The following is a 20,720-nucleotide window of genomic DNA, read 5'->3' on the forward strand; positions in this document are numbered from 1 at the left end:
AAATTTATTACTTTGAAGATTTTAGAATTATTAACTGAGAAAGTCTCTATGACATTTATAGCTAAACAATGCCACGTTTCTTTAACGACAGTTTTAAGAGTTCTTCAGTCAGTTGAATCACAACTCCCACAACAATTTAAACCACGGTCCTTTCCAGAAGTTTTAATGGTAGATGAATTTAGATATCACGCTAGTTATGAAGATAAAATGAGCTTCATATGTGCTGATGGAAAAACAGGTGAGTTAGTGGACATTTTACCTAGTAGGAAATTAGATAAAATTATCCCTTACTTCAATCGCTCTCCGTTGGAGGAACGGGAAAAAGTTAAATTTTTAGTAACAGATATGAATGCAGCTTATTTTCAATTAATTAAAAAAGTCTTTCCTACTGCTAAGTTAATCATTGATAGATTCCATATTGTAAAGCATTTGAACACCGCTTTTAATGATTTTAGAATCCGAGAAATGAAGAGATTAGTTACCAACAAGAAAAAGTCAAAAGCAAATAAATTAAAATCAAACTGGAAATTACTTCTAAAAAATCAAACAAATATTTCCATTTCAAACTTCAAGACCTGGAGAAGTTTTCCTTCTCCAAAGTATCCCCTTTTAACGGAATCTATGGAGATTGATCGACTACTCATTCTCTTCTGATCTAAAAGAAGCTTATGACATCTTCCATTTACTAATGTATCACTTTAGAAACAAAGATGGGCATTCCTTTTTCGAACTATTGAAAAATCTACCTGATAGCTTGGATACACAATTTAGAGATAAAATAGAAAATCTGATTTCCTATGAAGTAGGTATTAGAAACGCCCTAAAATACAGTTTTTCCAATGGAAAACTTGAGGCTAAGAATACTCATATAAAAACTCTTAAGAGAGTTTCCTATGGATTCAACTCATTTACAAATATGCGCATAAGAATTTTCTTGATCAACGACCTTATTAAAATTAAATAACTAAAAAAGATGATAAATCTGAGAATAATCTCAAATCTATCATCTTATAAATTCAACTCATCAGTCCGATTTGACAAAGAGCCATTTCTTCATCCACATCAAAAATTATACAGCCACTTTTCTTGAAGCTATTGCCGAATTACTTGGGTTAAATTTAGACGGAGGGTCAAAGAACAATCAGTTTATTACTAGAGAAACACAATCTGATTTGGCCAAAAGGAGCCGATTGATACGCTATGCTACTTACCCTAAGGATTATTATTTTTATAGGGCAGAATCTTTTTATAATTTAACCACTGATTTAGATGATTTAGGTGTATCAAGTGATTTGTTTGACCGGACACTGCACTCTTTTTCTCGAGGCCAATCAATTAAGGCACTTATTCAAGAACGTTTTTTTGGTCATGGTATTTATTTGTTTGATGAGCCTGAGACAGGACTGTCATTACAATCACAATTAGAGTTAATGGTGATGATAAACGATTTAGTGAAAACAGACTCTCAATTTATCATATGTACACACTCCCCAATATTGTTGATGTTTCCAGAAGCAAATATTATAGAAATGACAGAAGAAGGTTCCAAAAACATTTTACTAGAAGAATCGCAAATAATCGAACAATGGGACATGGTTTTTAGCCGAAAAAATCATTTCTTTAAACAATTATTTGATGATTAACTAATCTTTTTCACCATCAGCGTACATCTTCCTACGCTGATTTTTTGTTGTGTTTGATTAGTTATTTCTGCTTGCCAAACGTGTAACGATTTTCCAATATGGTCAGGCGTTGCTATTACGGTTAAAGCATCTCCTTTAATCGCAGATTTCAAATGATTTACTTGAATATCAACTCCAACGGCTACTTGTTGTGTGGTATCTAGGTATTCATTTGCCCCGATACTAGTTGCTGTTTCGATTAGTAAAGCATTTATTCCCCCATGCATAAGTTTAAATGGTTGTAGATGTTGTTCATTAACTACCATTTTCAGTACCACTTTTTCCCTCGAAGCTTGTATTAATTGAATATCTAGATAATCAAGAGCCGTCATGTTTAATCAGTCCTTTAATTTTTAGTAGATTGATTATAACATTGTAGAGTATTTTATAAAAGTTTATAAGGTTTAAGCACTAAATCTACAATTTTAGGGAGGATTGTGTATAATTGATTGGTAGAAAATTAAGGGGGAACTTTATAAAATGTATGATTGGAAGACAATTAAAGAATACGATGAGATTTTATTCACACAGCACGGGAAGATAGCTAAAATTAGTATTAACCGTCCGCACGTACATAATGCTTTTACACCTAAAACAGTATTTGAATTAATAGATGCGTTTACAATTAGCCGTGATATGACAGATATTGGGGTGATTATTTTAACGGGGGAAGGTGAGTTAGCCTTTTGTTCTGGTGGTGATCAAAAAGTTCGTGGACATGGTGGTTATGTTGGTGAAGACCAAATTCCTCGCTTAAATGTATTAGATTTACAACGTTTAATCCGTGTGATTCCTAAACCTGTTATCGCGATGGTTAAAGGGTGGTCTATCGGTGGCGGAAACGTCTTACAATTAGTGTGTGATTTAACGATTGCAGCAGACAATGCGATGTTTGGTCAAACAGGACCTAATGTTGGTAGCTTTGATGGTGGTTATGGTTCAGGATATTTGGCACGTGTGATTGGTCATAAAAAAGCCAAAGAGGTTTGGTTTATGACAAAACAATACACAGCTGAGGAAGCCTTAGACATGGGCTGGATTAATACCATTGCACCATTAGATAAAGTAGAAGAAGTAACGATGGAGTGGGCCGAAGAATTATTAACAAAAAGTCCCATTGCGTTACGCATGATTAAAGCTGCGATGAACGCTGACACAGATGGTTTAGCTGGTATTCAACAATTAGCAGGAGACGCGACTTTGTTGTATTATACGATGGATGAAGCTAAAGAAGGACGCGATTCTTTTAAAGAAAAACGTACACCTGACTTTGATCAATTTCCAAAATTCCCTTAATTGGGGGTGATAAGTATGTTACCTTGGTTAGACAAACAACTAGAGATAGAGCCTCAAAAAATAGGGCTATATACTCAAAGTAACTCATGGACAGTACAGGATATAGCAGACGAAGTGGCTGATTGCTCACAAAGAGTTGCTACTTTATTGCCACAAACTGAAAAGCGTGTGGCAATATTAAGTCAAAATTCAAGTGACTTATATTTTTTGATTTTGGCACTTTGGTCTCTTGGAAAAGAAATTGTTTTTCTAAACACACATTTAGTCGAAAAAGAATTAGTCTTTCAGTTAGAAGATGCTAATGTCCAGACAGTATTTATATCAGACAATTTGATAAATAACTCTCTTGTTGGCTATGAAAAGCATTCTTTTTCTGAGATAAAAAAACAACCGTTAAATCAGACTACTATATTTTCAGATTTTTCGTTAGATAATGTTGCTTCAATTATGTATACATCAGGCACGACAGGTAAACCTAAAGGAGTTATCCAAACGTTTAGAAATCACTATGCAAGCAGTTTGAGTACGCAGATAAATATGAAGATTACATCAAGTGATATCTGGGCTTGCGCTGTTCCAATGTTTCATATTAGTGGCTTATCTATTTTGGTACGCCAACTAGTATTGGGATGTAGTATGTATATCTTTGAAAAATTTGATTCAAAACAATTGTCTCACTTATTTGAAGTAGGAGGAGCTACTGTAGCTTCAGTCGTTAATGTGATGTTGAAGCAGCTGTTGATTGATTATCCTAAAAAGGGGTATTCGAGTAAATTTAAGTGTCTACTTCTAGGTGGAGGGCCAGTTTCAAAAGAAAATCTTCAAGAGTGCTTTAATAAAAATATACCAGTTATTCAATCCTTTGGTATGACAGAAACATGCTCACAAGTCGTTGCTTTAGGATATGATGATGCATTGAAAAAAATCGGGTCATCAGGTATGCCATTAGATGGTATTAAGCTAGTCATCAGGAAAGATGGACACGATTGTCAGACTGGTGAAGTGGGCGAAATTTTATTATCTGGTGAAAACATTAGTCCTGGCTATATCAATAGTGAGCAAAATAGAACAGAAGATGGCTATTTTAAAACGGGTGATTTAGGTTACCTTGATAGTGATGGCTATTTATATGTGGTCAGTCGGTTAAGTGAATTGATTATTTCAGGAGGAGAAAATATTTATCCTGCAGAAGTAGAGCATTGCATTGAGCTGATTCCAGAAATCATTGAAGTAGCTGTTGTGGGTGAGCCAGATGCTAAATGGGGAGAAATACCTGTAGCTTATATTGTGACAAATCGAACGATTGATTTAAATAAAATTTCCGATATTTGTCACCACTCACTAGCAAAATATAAATGTCCTAAAAAATATTATGTGATTGACAGTTTGCCACGAACAGCTAGTGGTAAAATTGCAAAAAAATTGTTATTACAAAAATAAAAGAAGCACCATACGTTTGTGGAGTATGGGTGGCTTCTTTTCATTGTATTAAAGGAGTTCAAGTTATGTTTAAATTACCAAATGAGTTACAGCAACTAGAAGTGACTAACTCAAAACTTATTAGTTGGGTGATTGAATTAGATGACAGTCAGTTTCAAATGGTAGAGTATTTTTACAAAGCTAAAAATTTTAGTGATACACGTTATTTTTGGCAAACACCCGATCAGTCATTTTCTCTTGTAGGTATAGGGGAAGTTTGTTCATTTGTGTCACAAAACTATCAACAAATGCATCAACAACAATTGCATTTGGCAAATAACACAATATCAAACAGTCATCATTTTGGAACAGGGGCAACTTTATTAGGAGGGTTTCCTTTTGATGAAACGGTTGACAGTAGTGCAACGTGGGGACAACTTGGCAATGGCTATATGTTCTTACCTGATATTCTGGTGACAGAAAACAATGGGAAACACTGGTTGACGTTTAATATTTTAGCAGAGTCTCGTGACAATCTTTTAGCCCAATGGAAACAACTAAATGACACATGGAAAAACATTAGTCAAACGGCTGTTAAAAAAATTAAGCAGAGTCAGCTTATTCATGCTACAGAGAAACACGTTCCTGAGTGGCTAGAAACAGTTGAGATGGCTATTGAAGAAATTCAATCAGATAGTGACATCAAAAAAATTGTGCTAGCTAGAGAATTAGCAGTTGAGTCAGATGAAGTGTTCTTAGTTGATAGTTTAGTTGAACAACTACTGTTAGAACAAAAAAACACCTATTGCTTTGCTTTGAAGGGACAAGATGTAGCCTTTGTTGGAGCCACTCCAGAGAGATTATTGTTTTTACAAGATAATGTCGTGTCGACAGCTTGTGTGGCTGGATCCATTCCAAGAGGGAAAACGACTAAGGAAGATGAGTTATTAGGACAAACGTTGCTAGATGATATGAAAAATCAGTCTGAGCATTACATTGTTGTTGAAACGATAGAAAATGAGATGAAAAAACTGACAGACACTCTTTCAGAACAAGGTAAACCAACTCTTTTAAAAAATCGAGATATCCAACACTTATTTTTTCCATTTAGTGGTGTAAAACGTTTAAATATCTCTTTTCTTGATGCTATAAACCAGCTTCACCCTACTCCAGCTTTAGGGGGAAAACCAAAAGGTAAAACAAAGCAGTGGATTAGAAAAAATGAGCCCATTAGTCGAGGATTGTATGGTTCACCAATTGGTTGGTGTTCGGTCATTAGGGAAGAAGGCGAGTTTGCTGTGGGAATAAGATCAGCAGTGATATCAGAGAAAAAAGCTACCTTATATGCTGGTTGTGGCATTGTTGCTGACTCAAATCCACTGGAAGAATTAGAGGAAACTAGAGTGAAATTTCAGCCTATGTTACGGGCAATTGGAGGGGATAAGTATGTCGCATCAAAATAGTATGACAAATTATATTAATGCGTTTATTCAAGGACTTATTGATGGAGGAGTGAGTCAAGCTGTTATTAGTCCAGGTTCTCGTTCAACGCCGGTATCAATTTTGTTACATCAATGTTCTGAGATAACTACTTTTATAGATGTGGATGAACGATCAGCGGGATTTTTTGCGTTAGGATTGAGCAAGTCATCAGGTAAACCTGTTGTTTTAGTTTGTACATCAGGGACCGCTGCGGCAAACTATTTGCCAGCAATAGCAGAAGCCAAACAGTCGAATGTTCCATTAGTAGTTGTGACAACTGATCGCCCACACGAATTACGTGATACTGGGGCCCCACAGACGATGAATCAAATCAATTTGTACGGTCCTCATGTGAAACAGTTTGTTGATATGGCTTTATCAGAACAATCAGAAGAGATGGTTCAATATGCGTACACACAAGGAGCAAAATTTGTAACCATAGCTCATTCTGCACCAAACGGCCCTGTACATATCAATGTGCCACTAAGAGAGCCTCTACTTCCTAATTCAGAACTAGAGATGCCTGAAGTTACACGTATTTCAACAATGATAGGTAGCAATCGATTACCTAAGGATTATCTAGAAATATTAGGAAAGCAATGGTCTAATAAAAAGGGAGTTATCATTGTTGGTCCATCATTTGATAGAGAAGCAACTCACTTACTCATTGAATTTTCAGAAAAGTTAGGGTGGGTGATTTTAGCTGATCCGCTTTCTAATATTCGGACAGCCGGTATCTATAGTGAGACGGTGTCGCCTTATTATGATACTTACTTACGTTATATGGCGAATGAAGTCGTACCTGATATTGTTGTTCGATTTGGTAAATCACCTGTGTCTAAGCCGCTAAATCAATGGTTATCTCAGTTATCTGTGCCTAATTATTTAGTAGAGTCCACTACTGAATGGTTAGACTTTCCAAAGTCGATGACTACTCTTATTGTTTCTGATGAAGCATCTTTGTTAAAAGACTTGCTAGGGTTACCGATTGAAAAAGTATGTAATGAGTGGATACAGTTATTTAAACGTTTAGATAGTAGTGTGTCTTCAGTGATAAATCAGTTGTCACCATCTATGTTAAGTGAAGGAATGGTTGCAAAAGTTGTTTATGAAACCATGAGAGAAAATGATCAATTATTTGTTTCAAATAGCATGCCAATTAGAGATTTAGATACGTATCTTCCATTAACTGAACAACCATTTTCTGTTTTTGGTAACCGTGGAGTGAATGGAATTGATGGCATTACTTCAACGGCTGCTGGTGTGTCAGCTAGTAATTTGAGCCATCAAACGCGATTACTGATTGGTGATTTAGCTTTTTTCCATGACACCACTGGATTAGAGATGGTGAAAAAATATCATTTACCTTTGACTGTCATTTTAGTAAATAATAGTGGTGGTGGGATTTTTTCTATGTTATCTCAAAAAGAATTACCTCAGTCTATTTTTGACGAATTATTTGCGACAACATTGGATGTTCAGTTTGATTCAATGGCAAAAATGTTTGGCATAGAGTATGTTCTTGTTAAAACAGTCGATGAATTGAAAAAAGTGTTGAGTATTGAATCAGACGGACCAAGATTGATTGAAGCTCAAACTAATAGGGAAGAAAATGCTGAATTAAGACGCACTTTACAAGATGATATACGACAAAAAATGGCGCGTGATTTTTCATGTTAATGGATATTAAGGGCGTGGACTATAACGTCGACTTTTTAACTAACTTTGATGAGAACAAACCAATGTTAGTATGTCTACATGGTTTTACAGGAACTGCAAACACGTTTTCATTTTTACAACAATCTGTTTTTAATCACAATGTTCTAACGATTGATTTGATTGGTCATGGTCAGACGAGTAGTTATGTTCATCCCTATCGTTATACCAATGACTCTCAAATCTCTGATTTAGACACTATTTTTTCTAAGTTAAAATTAGAGAAGATTGATTTGTTAGGATACTCAATGGGAGGGAGATTGGCTTTAGCCTATGCTTTATCATACCCACATAAAATAAATAAATTAATCCTAGAAAGTGCATCTCCAGGCTTATCTAATAAAGAAGATAGGGAAAAAAGACGCCAATCTGACAATCAATTAGTCTCTTTGCTGTTAAACCAAGGTATTGAGAGATTTGTAAATTACTGGGAGAGTATTCCATTATTTTTTACTCAAAAACAGTTGCCAATAGCTATTCAAAAAAAAGTACGACAAGAGAGATTATCACAAGAGGCATTTGGTTTAGCAATGAGTTTGCGTTACTTTGGTACGGGAATTCAGCCTTCTTTATGGGATAAATTAGATAAATCCTATCCGTTTGATACATATCTAATGGTAGGTGAAGACGACAAGAAATTCGTCACGTTAGCTGACAAGATGAATAATAGCATGAAACAATCTACCGTAATCACATTAGAGGGAAGTGGACATTGTGTTCATTTAGAAAAGCCAACTGAATTTGTTGAAGTATTAACTAAATTATTAATATGAGGGTAGAAAATGGAAATAAAAAAAATTGAGAGTTATCAAGTAAAGTTACCTTTAGTATCCCCTTTTAAAACGAGCTATGGTTATCTGTCACATAAGGCAATGGACATTTTGGTTATGACAGATGAACTAGGTAACCAAGGGTATGGTGAGTTGGTCGCTTTTGAACAACCTGATTACACTGAAGAAACAATAGAAACAGCTCGTTTAATCATGACACATCATCTTATTCCAATATTGGTTTGCCAAAAGATAGGACATCCAAACGAAGTGACCGAACTTTTTTCTAGTATTCGTGGAAATTGGATGGCAAAATCCGCTTTAGAAACAGCAATTTGGGATTTATACGCCAAACGTCATCAAGTAAGCCTTGCTCAAATGTTTAATAGTGAAACATCTAGATTAAAAGTTGGCGTAAGTATAGGGATTCAAAAAAGCATTCCAGATTTATTAGAAACTGTTTCTTCCTATATTGATGAAGGGTATGAAAGAATTAAATTAAAGATTGCTCCAGGAAATGACATTGAAATGGTTAAAGCAGTTCGAGAGGCTTACCCTTCAATTCCTTTAATGGTTGATGCTAATTCTGCGTATTCACTAGCTGACATATCGACGTTTCAGTTGCTAGATGATTATCATTTAGCAATGATTGAACAACCATTTGGCTACTCTGATTTTATTGAGCATGCTGCACTGCAACGACACTTAAAAACACCGATTTGTTTAGACGAAAACATTCGTCAAGTAGAAGATGTTATGCTAGCTGAAAAACTAGGAAGTGCTAGAGCAATTAATTTAAAAATCTCTCGAGTAGGTGGGATTACTGAAGCACAAAAAATCGTTGATTATGGTGCAACTCATGGCTTTACTATATGGTGTGGTGGTATGTTTGAATCAGGAGTGGGACGAGCGTTGAACTTGGCCTTTGCGTCTCAACAAGGCTTTAATTTCCCTGGAGATATTTCTGCGACGACTAGATATTTTAAAGAGGATGTCATTAATGAAACCTTTTGTTTAACCGGTGGAAAGATAGCTGTTCCTAAGAAGATAGGGCTAGGTATATCACTAAATAAAAAAGTGTTAGATACATATGGTAGTTATCATAGGCTATATAATCACGATAAAAAATAGTGTTTTTATTGTTCATATCAAAAATAGTCCGTTATACTAACGGTAACAATAAAAATTATCGAAGTGGAGGAAAAGAGATGCTATCAGTATTTGCCAGTCCAGCTAAATATGTTCTATGTTATTGAAGGATTTTATATAAAGACGTATTTTAAAAAGCGAATTATATTAAATGCTAACTTTTGTATAAAAAGTTGGTATTTTTATTTTCGTTAAAAATAAAAACGTTCATTAGTGAATATTTTTTAGTCAGTCTTAAGTATTAGATAAAATCACGCTGTGGTTCGATAGTATATGAAAGTTTTTTGGTTTAATCTATTGATAGCAATTATAAGGAACATGTAATAACTGTAAATTATAGGAGGATTTTATATGACATCAGTGGTAAGTGTTAAAGACTTAAAAAAAGTATATGGAAAAAGCAATGAGAAACAAACAACAGCTTTAAACGGTGTGACGTTTGACGTGCAAGAGGGCGAATTTATTGGAATCATGGGGGCATCTGGCTCTGGAAAGTCTACGTTACTTAATATTCTATCTACTTTGGATAAGCCAACTAGCGGGAACGTTAAAATAGCGGGTGAAAATATTGAAAGTTTAAAAGGGAACCAATTAGCAGATTTTCGAGCAAAAAAAATAGGATTTATTTTCCAGGATTTTAATTTATTAGAGACAATGACTGCCTCCGAAAACATTGCGATTCCATTATCTTTACAAAGTGTTAAACCTAAAACAATTAAAAAGAAAACGAAACATGTGGCACATCGTTTAGGGATTGAAGAAATACTACAGAAATACCCAACAGCGCTATCTGGTGGACAAAAGCAACGTGTGGCTGCAGCAAGAGCGCTTGTTACAGAACCTAGTATATTATTAGCTGACGAGCCAACAGGAGCACTAGATTCAAAAAGCGCCAAGGATTTATTGGACATGATGGATGAATTAAATTATGAGGACAATGTGTCAGTACTAATGGTAACGCATGACCCGTTTTCAGCTAGTTATTGTCAACGTATTTTATTTATCAAAGATGGCGTTATCCATCAAGAAATAAAGCGTGTAGGTAAATCAAGAGATGAATTTTACCGAGAAATATTAGTATCTTTAGGTAACTTAGAACAATAGAAAGGAGGGTCTAACGAATGATTTGGAAATTATCAATGACAGGTATCAAAAGTCGATTACGTGATTATATGATTCTCTTTTCTGGTTTAGCTATAGCTTCAGCAATTTTTTATATGTTTCAAAGTATAGCAACAAATAAAGCCTTTTTAGAAAGTAGTAACACGGTAAAAATGGCAGCAGTTATCTTTCAATTTGGGACTGTATTGCTAGGAATTATCACCGTTGTTTATATCTTATATGCAAATTCATTTTTAATGATGTTACGTCAAAAAACCTATGCGATGCTCATGATGTTGGGAGCAAAAACTAGAAAAATCGCTCAAATTATCTTTTTAGAAACGTTTATGATTGGGTTTGCTGCAACGATTATCGGTAGCTTGGTAGGAATTGGTTTAACATCAGTTGTAAATTATTTACTAGTCAATCAATTAGATATCACCGTTAAACATTTCTCTCCATTTAATCTGTCAGCTATGATTTGGACATTTGCCTTTTTTGGTATATTGTTTGTCGTAACAGCCTTTATCAATGCTGGATCTATCGTCAAAAAACCGATTTTACAGTTATTAAAAGAACAAGCAATGCCAAAAACGTTAGTTATCCGCCCGATACTTTTAGTGTTAGAAACGCTTGTCGGAATTGCTAGTTTAGGTATTGGCTATTATATGCTAGCACATATCAATAAATATCAACTGTTTGGTATTGCGATAGCATTAGTAACAATTGTGTTAGGTAGTTATTTATTATTTCATGCTATTGCGATTTTTGTATTAAATGTTTTAAAAAGTGTAGATGGATTCTCGATGAAAAAATTGAATAATTTTACGTTATCCCAATTAACGTTTCGTATTAGAGAATACACACAAATTTTGACAATGGTCGCTATCTTGTTTGCAATGGCAATGGGTGCTATTACTGTTGGACTTGGATTTAGAACACAAACCCTAGATTCAACTAATAAATCGTCTAGCTATGATTTAGTTTTAAATAATTCTCAAATGGTGGATAAAGCAAAAATAAATGAATTAAAACCAACGTTTGATGCGATTTATAGTCAAAAAGAAGATGCTAACACACTTTATTATGATGTTAGCCAGTTTAATAATGAACCGTTTCAAAATAGGGATTTTGTGAGTCAAAAAATAAAAAAATACACTGGCCAAGATTTACTCGAAAATCCTAGCGCACTTGATAGTTTGAGATGGTATGGAACACCAGAACAACAAGCAAAAGAAATAAAAATGGTGTCTTCTGAAGAATTTAAACAACTGAATTTACCTCAAACACAGTTAGAATTACTGAGTGTATCAAGCTTTAAAGATAGCTTACCTCAAATTAAAAAGCTAGTAGCTGAAAATACCAAAAATAATCCTAGTCTAGGTAAAGGTGATGGATTTGATCAAACAGCACAAAAATATGTGATGTATCAGCTATCCAATTCACTTTATTCTGGCTTTCAGTTTATGGGATTTTTCTTAGGATTAGCCTTTTTAACGATGTTAGCAAGTTGTTTAATGTTTAAAATATTATCCTCTGCTAACACAGACAAAGTAAGATATCAAATGTTGCGAAAAATTGGAACTAGACCCTCACTTCTTAAAGGAGCCATCAGAAAAGAAATTGGTGTGTTATTCTTATTACCTGGTGTTTTAGGGGGAATTCATGTATTATTTGGTTTACAAATGTTTAAAGAATTAATGGCTGATCCTTATCATGGTATCTGGGTGCCTTTTACATTGTTTATCTTTTTATATGTGATTTATTATGTATTAACTGTGATAATATACAGCAGTATTGTTTTACCGAAAGAAAAAGAATAAAATCAAACAAGGCATCAGCTTGAAACATAAGCTATTGCCTTGTTTTTATGTTGAGATAATGTACGAAGAAAAAAAATACAGATTAAAAATGAACTATAATTGTAAAAAGTTCAAAATTTGTTCGCTTTTACATTGAAAAAATGGGCAAGACTTGTTATGATATCCAAGTAATAAAAAACCATATAATTCTAGTAATACGGTCTAGAAGTTTCTACAAGCTACCCGTAAAGTAGCTTACTTTGGCAAATGAATCTTATTATTCTGCCAGTATGAGTTTTTTAACTAAATAGGAGGAATAGTAAATGAAGGAAAAGATTGATCAGTACTTTGGTATCACAGCATCAGGCTCAACATTTAAGAGAGAATTTACTGGAGGACTAACTGCGTTTTTTGCCATGTCATATGTTATTTTTGTTAATCCAATTATTTTAGGACAGGCTGGGATGCCACAGGATGCTGTCTTTATGTCAACCATCTTATCCTCTGCGATCGCCATGTTAATTATGGGGTTGTGGGCAAAATTTCCATTAGGATTAGCACCTTGTATGTCAATGAATGCTTTTTTTGCCTACTCAGTTGTATTACAAATGGGGAAATCATGGCAAGAAGCATTGGCGTCTGTCTTGGTTGCGTCTGTCTTATTTTTGATGTTAGCTTTTTCAGGTGCTAGATCTAAAATTATTAAAGCTATGCCAACCAATGTTAAACAAGCAGGGACAGTTGGTTTAGGTATTTTTATTGCGTTTGTAAGCTTTAAAAACTCAGGAATTATTGTTCCAGATGATGGCATGTTTATTAAGTTTGGTGGATTTTCAAACCCTAATGTGATTATTGCCTTTTTTGGTATCATAACAGCTGCTTTTTTCTTAGTTAGAAAAAATCAGTATGCTGTCTTTTTAGGAATGATTGGCGCTGCTGTATGTGGTATATCTATCCGTTTTGGGACTACGATGAATTTGTTTAATTTGAGTGCTGATGTGGTTGCAACATTGCCACAATTACCAAAAGGATCACCTGTTGTGATTCCGACTGAGCCGATGAATGCCATGATGAATGATACGTTTATGGTTGCAATAAAAAACTTAGATAAAATGTTATCACTTGATTCAATTGTTATTATATTGACTTTTTTATTTTTAGATTTCTTTGGAACAGCGACAACATTATCTGCAGCAGCAACGCAAGTATCTGACATTAAACAAGAGAGTTTTGAAGATAATAAGCGAATTTATAGCGCAGATGCATTAGGAACATTTTTTGGTTCAATTTTAGGAACATCAAGTTTATCAACTTACATTGAATCGGTTTCTGGTATTATCGCCGGAGCAAGAACTGGATTAATGAGTGTCATTGTGGCAGGGTTATTTTTATTATCAGCCTTCTTCTATCCAGTGTTATCTCTAGTGACACCAGCCGTGACGACACCGGCAATGGTTGTAATTGGTATTTTTATGATGCAAAACATTAAAGGAATTGATTGGGATGGAGGATTTGAGGAAGTTATTCCAGCGTTCTTAACCATCGTGATGATGCCGTTGACCGGCTCTATTGCTTTAGGTTTAGTGTTAGGCTTTTTATCCTATGAATTATGTATGATCTTTGCAGGTCGCATCAAAGAAATTCCAACAGTGATGCATTTCATTACAGTCATTTCGATTTTATATTTGTTTACTATATAAATAAAAAGTTCCCCTATCTAAACCATTGAGATAGGAGGAACTTTTTTATTTTGTGTAAACAGAAATACGTGCTTTATCGACTGTTGGATGAAGAATTTCTTCAAGTAAAGCAGAGGCATAATCTTTGTAACTTATAAAACTTTCTCCCCGACTATTAGTTGCTAAAATTTCTCCAGCAAATGCATAGTTTCCAGTTTCTTTTCCGTTTGCTTGAAAATCAGCAGCAGGACTTAGATAGATCCAGTGAACATGATCAGCTTTTCTTAAAACATCAAGACCATCGCTCATACTATTAACAAGTAGTTTAAATGCTTCTGGGAATTCTGGTGTGTCTTTAAGTTGAAGTGTTTTAGACTCATCGACATATAAGCTTCCAGCACCACCAACAACATAAAGACGAGTATTTAGTCCATTCATTATAGATATTAAATACTCAATTGACGTTTTATGCTCACTCATTTTCTCAGGATCCCAAACACCAAAAGCATCGACAATCACATCAAAATCTTTGACATCGTCTTTAGTTAAATTAAATAAATCTTTCTTGATATGATGAGGGGCATGGGATTTATTCTCATTTTTTGTAATGGCTGTGACATCTATCTCATTTTCAAGTGCCTTGTCAACAATCAATCGACCAGCTTTTCCGTTTGCTCCGATGACAGCTAATTTCATAATAAGTTCCTCCTATATTATTGAATAATTTATCTTACATGATTATAATAAACCTATTAATTACAAAATGTAAGTAAGCACTATTTAGTAACCTAGTTACCAAATAGAAACGATTTTGAAGAAAGAAGGATTCTTATGACAAACATTTTACCAGATTGTCCAGTTGAAACAACGCTATTACTTCTTAACAACCGATGGAAAGTATTAATACTCAGAGATTTAATGGATGGAAAAAAGAGGTTTGGAGAATTAAAACGAACTGTTGGAAATATCTCGCAAAAAGTCTTAACAGAAAATCTTAGAGATATGGAAAAATTTGGTTTATTAACAAGAACTGTATTTGCCGAAGTTCCACCACGTGTCGAGTATGAACTAACGGAAACAGGATACAGTTTATCAACAGTGCTAGATAGTTTATCCGAGTGGGGAAGTACCTATCAAGCCAAACGGTCTTAGATTGTCTGTTTTCTAAAACTTTGAACAATAAAAGACACCAAACTAACTACAATAAGAACAAGTGATAAAAGGTAAAAATAATCGATATAGGGAGAATCACTACCTGCAATATCTAGGATACCCTTTAGGATAAATGCATTAACTAATACTGCTAGACTTATATTATAAAAATTAAAAGCTAGCCTATTTGATAAGAGATGCAACACCAAGTCTAATAATATAATAATCAAGCCAAAAATTAATGGCAGTATCCAAACATATTTTAAACCAAAAGAGACAACACCATGGCTAAACTTATGGTACACAAATTGGAAGATATACAGTAAAAGACTACTTAAGGTATAGGCTAACATTGTTTTTTTTCTACTCATAATTATCACCTTTCTATCTGATATAAATAATATCGCTTACTGATCGTTCATTGCTACCTTTAGCTCCACCAACTGTTTGGTTTATTACTTTACCATTAAAATAGAGAGTAGAGGACCCTCCACCGTCCAAATTGTAAGCAGTAGTTGCACCAACTGATTTGAATTGTTCAGCTAGTTGATAGAGAGATAGTCCTTTACTATCATCAGTTCGGCCTTCTGAAACAATAATAACATAATGGTTGGTATCAATCTGTCCAATAGCGGTTCTAGGATTACTTGACATAGATTGACCAACCTCAGTGTTTTCAGAAACTGCTAATTCGCCGTTGACGACAAGAGATGGGCCAAAAGATAATACTTGTTGAGCACCGTTGTCTAATAATTCTTGGGCAGTGGTATCCGACTCGTTAATGATTGAAAAATTACCCTCATTATCAATCACTAAATCCTCCTGAGGTGAATCACTTGTTGTATCACGGTACAAAGTGCCATTTCGTATGACGTATCCTGTGCTACGAAAGCCGTAAAAGTCACCATTAATAGCTAGAATTGCTTGGTTATTTTTTGCCATTTGAGAAGTAGTTTCGGTAATGTTGCGACCGTATGAATCATTAGCTAACGCTGTTTTTAAAAAGCTAGGATCACTTACTTGTATATCAACGACATACACATTAGTATTGTCGGTATAATTTTTATCAATGGTGATTTGAAGATTATCGTCAGTATAACTTGTATCAGTGATAGTCGGTTCACTTGTGGTGTTAACGTTTTGTGTCGTTTGGTTGCTAGATTCAGTTTGTTTCACCGTTGCTTTAACTTCAGGTAAATAAAAAGCTTTTAACAATACAAAAGTATCAGCACAAGTCAAACATATAAAAGTTATGATGACCCATTTGTATTTTTTTTGTTTGTGTTTTTTCATGGTTTACCTCCTTTTTTATTCATTCAAAGACAAATCTTTTTTGTATACTAAAACTAATGAAAAATAGTGTACTATCGACTAGTACTTTACAGATCAATATTGATTGAAATAAGGAGCTTAAAACCATGACTCCTAACCAACTAAAAAATAATTGAGCACTAAAAAGCACGCCGTATTTCCAAAAAGATTGATGCATTTTTTGTTTGTCCTTAAATACCAATTTTCGATTTAGCTGAAAATTAAATAATCCAGATAAGAATCTGGAGCCTATTGTTGCCAAGAGTAACATGGTTGGTTGATTGCCAAATAAAGCAGCCAGTAATAGAAAAGAAAGGACATCAACTAGTGCTGAAGATAGAGAAGAAACTAAAAATAGTAGGAGAGGTCGATAGATTAAGTATGAATCTTGTATTGCTTTAAAATGAGAGTGCTCATTGTTATTCTCATAAATTGTTTCTATCTCTAGCATTTCAATAGTATAACCATCTTGAACTAAGTCAATTAATTGATTCATTTCGTATTCAAAACGATTCCCTGGTATGGAAAGTAACTCAGGTATCATTTGATAATGAAATCCTCGTAATCCTGTTTGCGTGTCTTCTAATTTAATACCAGAAGATAAGTAATAAATTAAAGAGGTCATTCGATTACCATAGTAACTTTTTGTAGGGGTTGATTTTTTGTCAAAATGACGGACACCTAATAAAATAATATCGGTTGGTAAATGGTTTAGTCGTTGAACCATTCGTTTGATGTCTTTCACAGCATGTTGACCATCACCATCAGCTGTGACAACATGATAGGTTGGAAATGTATTTTGGATGTATTTAATGCCATATTTTAAGGCATATCCTTTCCCTTGATTGATGGGATAACTCAGTACGGTAATACCCATTAAAGTAAGTTGCTGAAATTTTTCTTGATATAAAGAACCTGATCCATCATCGACAACTAAAACAATTAAGGGCTCTTGACTCAATTCTTTCATAAAAGAAATGGTCTTATCTGTTGGTTCAAAAATGGGAATGAGTACAATGCTATTCATATAATCGCCTCCTATAGTTTTCTTATACTTAAGTATAATTATTAAACTTAAAGGGGACTTAAAGTGATTATTGGAGTCTTTTAATTTTTCTGCTACACTAGTATTATTAAGTATAATAGGCGGGGGAATTATGAACGATACAGTGAATGTTTTGGTAACGATTGATGAAAACTATATAGAGCCTTTAGAAGTGATGCTTTATTCTTTATTTAAAAACAACTCGAAAATGACTGGTAAAGTTTGGCTAGTACACCAAGCTATTCCAGATGCGGAAATTAGCAAACTAACCCTGTGGATTCATACATTTCATTGGGAGATAGAGTCAATAAAAATAGACGATACGTTTTTCAGTCAAGCTAAAACTGCGGATAGGTATCCTAAAGAGATGTATTATCGTCTTTTGTGTGGAGAAATCCTACCTAAAACGATTAATCGAGTTCTTTATTTAGACCCTGATATTTTAGTGATAAATTCCATAGAAGCATTATGGAGAGTCAATTTACAAGGTAGTTTGTTGGCCGCTGCAACGCATAAAGGCGTAACCAATATCAGCTCAGGGATTAATAATATTCGTCTAAATACAGACCATGATTATTATAATTCAGGAGTGATGTTGATCGATGTAGAAAAAGCTAGAGAAATTATTAGTATTGATAGTATTAATGAAGCAATAGAAAAGTTCGGTAATCTGCTCTTATTGCCCGATCAAGATGTTTTAAATTACTTGTATGGAAAATATATTAAAGAGATTCCAGAAGAACATTGGAACTATGACGCTAGAAAATACATGAGTTATCTAGCTAGAAGTCGGGGGAATCATGACGTATTTTGGGTTATGACAAATACAGCAATTTTGCATTTTTGCGGCGAACCAAAACCTTGGCAGAAAAAGCATGACACTCGTTTTACCACGTTGTATTTAGATTATCTGAAAAGATGTCGATTGTCTGTAGCAAAAGTTACCAAAAAATAACTTTTTAAATGACAATCACTAAACTAACAAAATAGAAATCCCATGAAGCCAGTTTTCTAATAAACTGATTTCATGGGATTTTTCTATTTTAGAGATCTTTGGGTCAGCCTCTTTTTTAGTTAATGTTTTATTTGTTGTCCTTTGTAGTAAGTTGACGTAATACTCGATTTTCTGGCGACAAATTCTGCTGAGGAGTTAGCAGGAGTTAATAAAAATGTTGCCTCATTGCCTACTTTAGGCCAGTTATAAGAGCCATTTTTATCAAGCGTTGTGATACCATCTGTCATAAGTCCTAATAATTGAGTCAGATCATCTTGATTTTTGACTTGAAACATTTCTCCTAAGCGGGCAAGTTTTTCTTGAAGTGATCCATCACCATAAGGGGACCAGCAATCATAAATGTTATCGCACCCCAGATGGACAGTTACACCATAAGATAATAATTCCATAATTGGTGGGATGGTATTATTGGTGATAGGAACACTAGTCACAATATGAATTCCTTGGTTAGCCAAGTCGGTGAATACTTTTTTGCGTTCTTCACCCACAAAATCGTTTAATCCAAAAGCATGGCTAATAAATACTTTATGTTGCATCGTGTGTTCTTTTGTTAAGCGAATAATTTCTTTAATGGTTGTTGTTCCAGCTTCACGGCGATCATGCACATGGATATCGATACCAACATGATATTTCGTAGCCAAACGAAATGTTTCAGCAAGAGAAGTTTTATAATCACCGTCTAAAGAATAAGGATCAACGCCACCAACAAAATTAGCACCATGTTGTAAAGCTTGCTCTATTAACTGGCTACTTTTTGAACGAAGTAAGCCATGTTGAGGAAATGCAACCAGTTCAATAGGTGTATCAACTTGTTTTTTTAAGTCTATTATGGCATCTAAGTAGCGAAGTTCTGTCGCAGGCTCGACATCAACATGTGATCTAAAGGAAGTTACACCATTAGATATTTCTAAATCATATAATGCTTTTGCACGAACCTCTATTGATTCGTCTAAGTTGTCTAAAATTGGGATTTCTGTTTCGAATCTTTCAACTAGATTTTTTGCAGGGGTCACAGGTGACCACGGTGATCCCAATTTACTTTTATCTAAATGGCAATGTTTTTCGACAATTCCAGGTAATAATAATTGATTGTTTGCATCAATAATATTTACCTCTGTTATAGTTGGAAAATCATCCATGGGCAATATCTCATCAATTTTTCCATCAACAATATGAAGAGCATATAAATTTGTTCGTGAGCCTTTAACCCAATTATCCTCTTTAATATATTCTGTTTCAAGATTGACGTTTTTAAACCAATAATTCATGGTAACACTCCTTTAAAATAATAATGGAAGTTCTCTTTATTAAAGGTACACTATTTATAAAGAAAAGACTAAATAAACGCTTGTTGGACAAAAAAAGAATCTAACTAGAATGTTAGATTCTCATAGTATAACTAATCTGTTTCGTACTCATTCCAAACTTTAATTGCATAAATACTATTAAATAAAAGGGCAGCTTGTAGTGCGATTTGTGAAAGATAAATACCAGGTGATCCTATATCTGATTTTCCTGTCCATGAGTTAAAGGCAAGTAATGTCCAATAGAATAGATTGGCAATATTAACAAAAATCCATAAAGACCAATTTTCTTTGTATTTAAAAATATAAAGAGTTTGAGCAATCAAAGAGATAACAAGATTGGCACTATCAATATAAGGAAGTTGTCCGCCAAAATTATCGATAACAATCCACCCAATCATCCATGCAATCACACTTCCTAAGAATAAAGATTGTTTTGTTTTTGGTTTAAACTCATGAACGGCTTCGTCATTTCCCCACAAAAACCAGCCGATTGGTTGCGAAATAACATAAATAATATTCATAACAAACGAGCCATAAGCATGACTTTGCCAAGCAATGTAAGTCATAGCTAGACATTGGATAATACCAAAAAAGAACGTAACTTTTCTACCTTTCATACCATAGACTAAACAAATCACACCAGCAACACCACTAATCATACCAATAAAGGAATCTGGAGAAATCATGAAAACGATTATTTGTAACGCTAATAAAACAGAGACATATTTTACTTCAAACGGTTTCCAACCAACAAATAATTGGTCGAATAACCAGGAATGTTTTGTATTTGACAT

General features: G+C 34.2%; 19 protein-coding genes, 1 pseudogene and 1 riboswitch. Of the genes and pseudogenes, 13 read left to right on the plus strand and 7 right to left on the minus strand.

Annotated features, from left to right (window positions below; translation table 11 throughout):
- Positions 1-6 precede the first annotated feature (6 nt).
- A pseudogene (locus JNUCC83_RS12115) lies at positions 7-964 on the plus strand (ISL3 family transposase); the annotation flags it as partial.
- Positions 965-1,034: 70 nt separating this feature from the next.
- Positions 1,035-1,643 carry an AAA family ATPase gene (locus tag JNUCC83_RS12120; protein WP_454460205.1) on the plus strand — a complete coding sequence of 203 codons (609 nt, stop codon included), beginning with the start codon at positions 1,035-1,037 and terminating at the stop codon, positions 1,641-1,643.
- On the opposite strand, the gene JNUCC83_RS12125 is transcribed toward JNUCC83_RS12120, so the two are convergent.
- Positions 1,640-2,014 (minus strand): PaaI family thioesterase, encoded by a 375-nt coding sequence (locus JNUCC83_RS12125; RefSeq protein ID WP_454460206.1) that lies wholly within the window; start codon positions 2,012-2,014, stop codon positions 1,640-1,642. The two genes, JNUCC83_RS12120 and JNUCC83_RS12125, sit on opposite strands and share 4 nt — an antisense overlap.
- 148 nt (positions 2,015-2,162) lie before the next feature.
- Here JNUCC83_RS12125 and menB point away from each other — a divergent pair, with 148 nt between their 5' ends.
- The 9 genes from menB to JNUCC83_RS12170 all read left to right on the plus strand — a co-directional run bounded on the left by menB (position 2,163) and on the right by JNUCC83_RS12170 (position 14,117).
- Positions 2,163-2,978: a 1,4-dihydroxy-2-naphthoyl-CoA synthase gene (gene menB / locus JNUCC83_RS12130; protein WP_454460207.1), complete on the plus strand. Its 816-nt coding sequence runs from the start codon at positions 2,163-2,165 to the stop codon at positions 2,976-2,978.
- A 15-nt stretch (positions 2,979-2,993) separates the two neighbouring features.
- Positions 2,994-4,418 (plus strand): o-succinylbenzoate--CoA ligase, encoded by a 1,425-nt coding sequence (locus JNUCC83_RS12135; RefSeq protein ID WP_454460208.1) that lies wholly within the window; start codon positions 2,994-2,996, stop codon positions 4,416-4,418.
- 65 nt (positions 4,419-4,483) lie between these two features.
- On the plus strand, positions 4,484-5,860 hold the full coding sequence (locus tag JNUCC83_RS12140; protein ID WP_454460209.1) for an isochorismate synthase: 1,377 nt from the start codon (positions 4,484-4,486) through the stop codon (positions 5,858-5,860).
- On the plus strand, positions 5,844-7,559 hold the full coding sequence (gene menD, locus JNUCC83_RS12145) for a 2-succinyl-5-enolpyruvyl-6-hydroxy-3-cyclohexene-1-carboxylic-acid synthase (RefSeq protein ID WP_454460210.1): 1,716 nt from the start codon (positions 5,844-5,846) through the stop codon (positions 7,557-7,559). The genes JNUCC83_RS12140 and menD overlap by 17 nt, the downstream gene beginning before the upstream one ends.
- 14 nt (positions 7,560-7,573) lie before the next feature.
- Entirely contained in the window at positions 7,574-8,368 is a 795-nt protein-coding gene (gene menH / locus JNUCC83_RS12150) for a 2-succinyl-6-hydroxy-2,4-cyclohexadiene-1-carboxylate synthase (RefSeq protein WP_454460211.1), read from the plus strand.
- 9 nt (positions 8,369-8,377) lie between these two features.
- Positions 8,378-9,496: an o-succinylbenzoate synthase gene (menC, locus tag JNUCC83_RS12155; RefSeq protein WP_454460212.1), complete on the plus strand. Its 1,119-nt coding sequence runs from the start codon at positions 8,378-8,380 to the stop codon at positions 9,494-9,496.
- 369 nt (positions 9,497-9,865) lie between these two features.
- Positions 9,866-10,618, plus strand: a complete 753-nt coding sequence (locus tag JNUCC83_RS12160; RefSeq protein ID WP_454460213.1) for an ABC transporter ATP-binding protein — start codon at positions 9,866-9,868, stop codon at positions 10,616-10,618.
- A 17-nt stretch (positions 10,619-10,635) separates the two neighbouring features.
- Positions 10,636-12,438: an FtsX-like permease family protein gene (locus JNUCC83_RS12165; RefSeq protein ID WP_454460214.1), complete on the plus strand. Its 1,803-nt coding sequence runs from the start codon at positions 10,636-10,638 to the stop codon at positions 12,436-12,438.
- Between the two features lie 158 nt (positions 12,439-12,596).
- A riboswitch (purine riboswitch) is annotated at positions 12,597-12,698 on the plus strand.
- Positions 12,699-12,740: 42 nt separating this feature from the next.
- A complete protein-coding gene (locus JNUCC83_RS12170) occupies positions 12,741-14,117 on the plus strand; it encodes an NCS2 family permease (RefSeq protein ID WP_454460215.1) in 1,377 nt (458 codons plus the stop codon).
- Positions 14,118-14,162: 45 nt separating this feature from the next.
- Here the strand turns inward: JNUCC83_RS12170 and JNUCC83_RS12175 are convergent, their stop codons facing one another.
- Entirely contained in the window at positions 14,163-14,792 is a 630-nt protein-coding gene (locus tag JNUCC83_RS12175; protein WP_454460216.1) for an NAD(P)H-binding protein, read from the minus strand.
- A 135-nt stretch (positions 14,793-14,927) separates the two neighbouring features.
- Between JNUCC83_RS12175 and JNUCC83_RS12180 the strand changes: the two genes are divergently transcribed.
- The gene (locus JNUCC83_RS12180) at positions 14,928-15,248 is read left to right on the plus strand and encodes a winged helix-turn-helix transcriptional regulator (protein ID WP_454460217.1); all 321 of its coding nucleotides are present in this window, start codon (positions 14,928-14,930) and stop codon (positions 15,246-15,248) included.
- Here JNUCC83_RS12180 and JNUCC83_RS12185 read toward each other — a convergent pair.
- From JNUCC83_RS12185 to JNUCC83_RS12195, 3 genes are read right to left on the minus strand one after another with little or no spacing between them, the layout of a single operon-like run.
- Entirely contained in the window at positions 15,245-15,619 is a 375-nt protein-coding gene (locus tag JNUCC83_RS12185; protein ID WP_454460218.1) for a hypothetical protein, read from the minus strand. The two genes, JNUCC83_RS12180 and JNUCC83_RS12185, sit on opposite strands and share 4 nt — an antisense overlap.
- Positions 15,620-15,632: 13 nt before the next feature.
- Positions 15,633-16,541, minus strand: a complete 909-nt coding sequence (locus JNUCC83_RS12190) for a phosphodiester glycosidase family protein (protein ID WP_454460219.1) — start codon at positions 16,539-16,541, stop codon at positions 15,633-15,635.
- Positions 16,542-16,560: 19 nt separating this feature from the next.
- The gene (locus tag JNUCC83_RS12195) at positions 16,561-17,586 is read right to left on the minus strand and encodes a glycosyltransferase (RefSeq protein ID WP_454460220.1); all 1,026 of its coding nucleotides are present in this window, start codon (positions 17,584-17,586) and stop codon (positions 16,561-16,563) included.
- 130 nt (positions 17,587-17,716) lie between these two features.
- On the opposite strand from JNUCC83_RS12195, the gene JNUCC83_RS12200 reads away from it, so the two are divergent.
- Positions 17,717-18,559, plus strand: coding sequence for a glycosyltransferase family 8 protein (locus tag JNUCC83_RS12200; protein WP_454460221.1), 843 nt, complete (start codon positions 17,717-17,719; stop codon positions 18,557-18,559).
- Between the two features lie 119 nt (positions 18,560-18,678).
- On the opposite strand, the gene JNUCC83_RS12205 is transcribed toward JNUCC83_RS12200, so the two are convergent.
- Positions 18,679-19,887 carry an amidohydrolase family protein gene (locus JNUCC83_RS12205; protein WP_454460222.1) on the minus strand — a complete coding sequence of 403 codons (1,209 nt, stop codon included), beginning with the start codon at positions 19,885-19,887 and terminating at the stop codon, positions 18,679-18,681.
- 131 nt (positions 19,888-20,018) lie between these two features.
- Positions 20,019-20,720 carry a nicotinamide riboside transporter PnuC gene (gene pnuC, locus JNUCC83_RS12210; protein ID WP_454460223.1) on the minus strand — a complete coding sequence of 234 codons (702 nt, stop codon included), beginning with the start codon at positions 20,718-20,720 and terminating at the stop codon, positions 20,019-20,021.

The sequence above is a fragment of the Vagococcus sp. JNUCC 83 genome (genome assembly GCF_053667615.1).

What these genes read in the sequence shown, in the direction of transcription:
- JNUCC83_RS12125 (WP_454460206.1), bottom strand. Translation starts at nt 2,014, where the DNA reads ATGACGGCTCTTGATTATCTAGATATTCAATTAATACAAGCTTCGAGG.
- menB (WP_454460207.1), top strand. Translation starts at nt 2,163, where the DNA reads ATGTATGATTGGAAGACAATTAAAGAATACGATGAGATTTTATTCACA.
- JNUCC83_RS12135 (WP_454460208.1), top strand. Translation starts at nt 2,994, where the DNA reads ATGTTACCTTGGTTAGACAAACAACTAGAGATAGAGCCTCAAAAAATA.
- JNUCC83_RS12140 (WP_454460209.1), top strand. Translation starts at nt 4,484, where the DNA reads ATGTTTAAATTACCAAATGAGTTACAGCAACTAGAAGTGACTAACTCA.
- menD (WP_454460210.1), top strand. Translation starts at nt 5,844, where the DNA reads ATGTCGCATCAAAATAGTATGACAAATTATATTAATGCGTTTATTCAA.
- menC (WP_454460212.1), top strand. Translation starts at nt 8,378, where the DNA reads ATGGAAATAAAAAAAATTGAGAGTTATCAAGTAAAGTTACCTTTAGTA.
- JNUCC83_RS12160 (WP_454460213.1), top strand. Translation starts at nt 9,866, where the DNA reads ATGACATCAGTGGTAAGTGTTAAAGACTTAAAAAAAGTATATGGAAAA.
- JNUCC83_RS12165 (WP_454460214.1), top strand. Translation starts at nt 10,636, where the DNA reads ATGATTTGGAAATTATCAATGACAGGTATCAAAAGTCGATTACGTGAT.
- JNUCC83_RS12170 (WP_454460215.1), top strand. Translation starts at nt 12,741, where the DNA reads ATGAAGGAAAAGATTGATCAGTACTTTGGTATCACAGCATCAGGCTCA.
- JNUCC83_RS12175 (WP_454460216.1), bottom strand. Translation starts at nt 14,792, where the DNA reads ATGAAATTAGCTGTCATCGGAGCAAACGGAAAAGCTGGTCGATTGATT.
- JNUCC83_RS12180 (WP_454460217.1), top strand. Translation starts at nt 14,928, where the DNA reads ATGACAAACATTTTACCAGATTGTCCAGTTGAAACAACGCTATTACTT.
- JNUCC83_RS12185 (WP_454460218.1), bottom strand. Translation starts at nt 15,619, where the DNA reads ATGAGTAGAAAAAAAACAATGTTAGCCTATACCTTAAGTAGTCTTTTA.
- JNUCC83_RS12190 (WP_454460219.1), bottom strand. Translation starts at nt 16,541, where the DNA reads ATGAAAAAACACAAACAAAAAAAATACAAATGGGTCATCATAACTTTT.
- JNUCC83_RS12195 (WP_454460220.1), bottom strand. Translation starts at nt 17,586, where the DNA reads ATGAATAGCATTGTACTCATTCCCATTTTTGAACCAACAGATAAGACC.
- JNUCC83_RS12200 (WP_454460221.1), top strand. Translation starts at nt 17,717, where the DNA reads ATGAACGATACAGTGAATGTTTTGGTAACGATTGATGAAAACTATATA.
- JNUCC83_RS12205 (WP_454460222.1), bottom strand. Translation starts at nt 19,887, where the DNA reads ATGAATTATTGGTTTAAAAACGTCAATCTTGAAACAGAATATATTAAA.
- pnuC (WP_454460223.1), bottom strand. Translation starts at nt 20,720, where the DNA reads ATGTCAAATACAAAACATTCCTGGTTATTCGACCAATTATTTGTTGGT.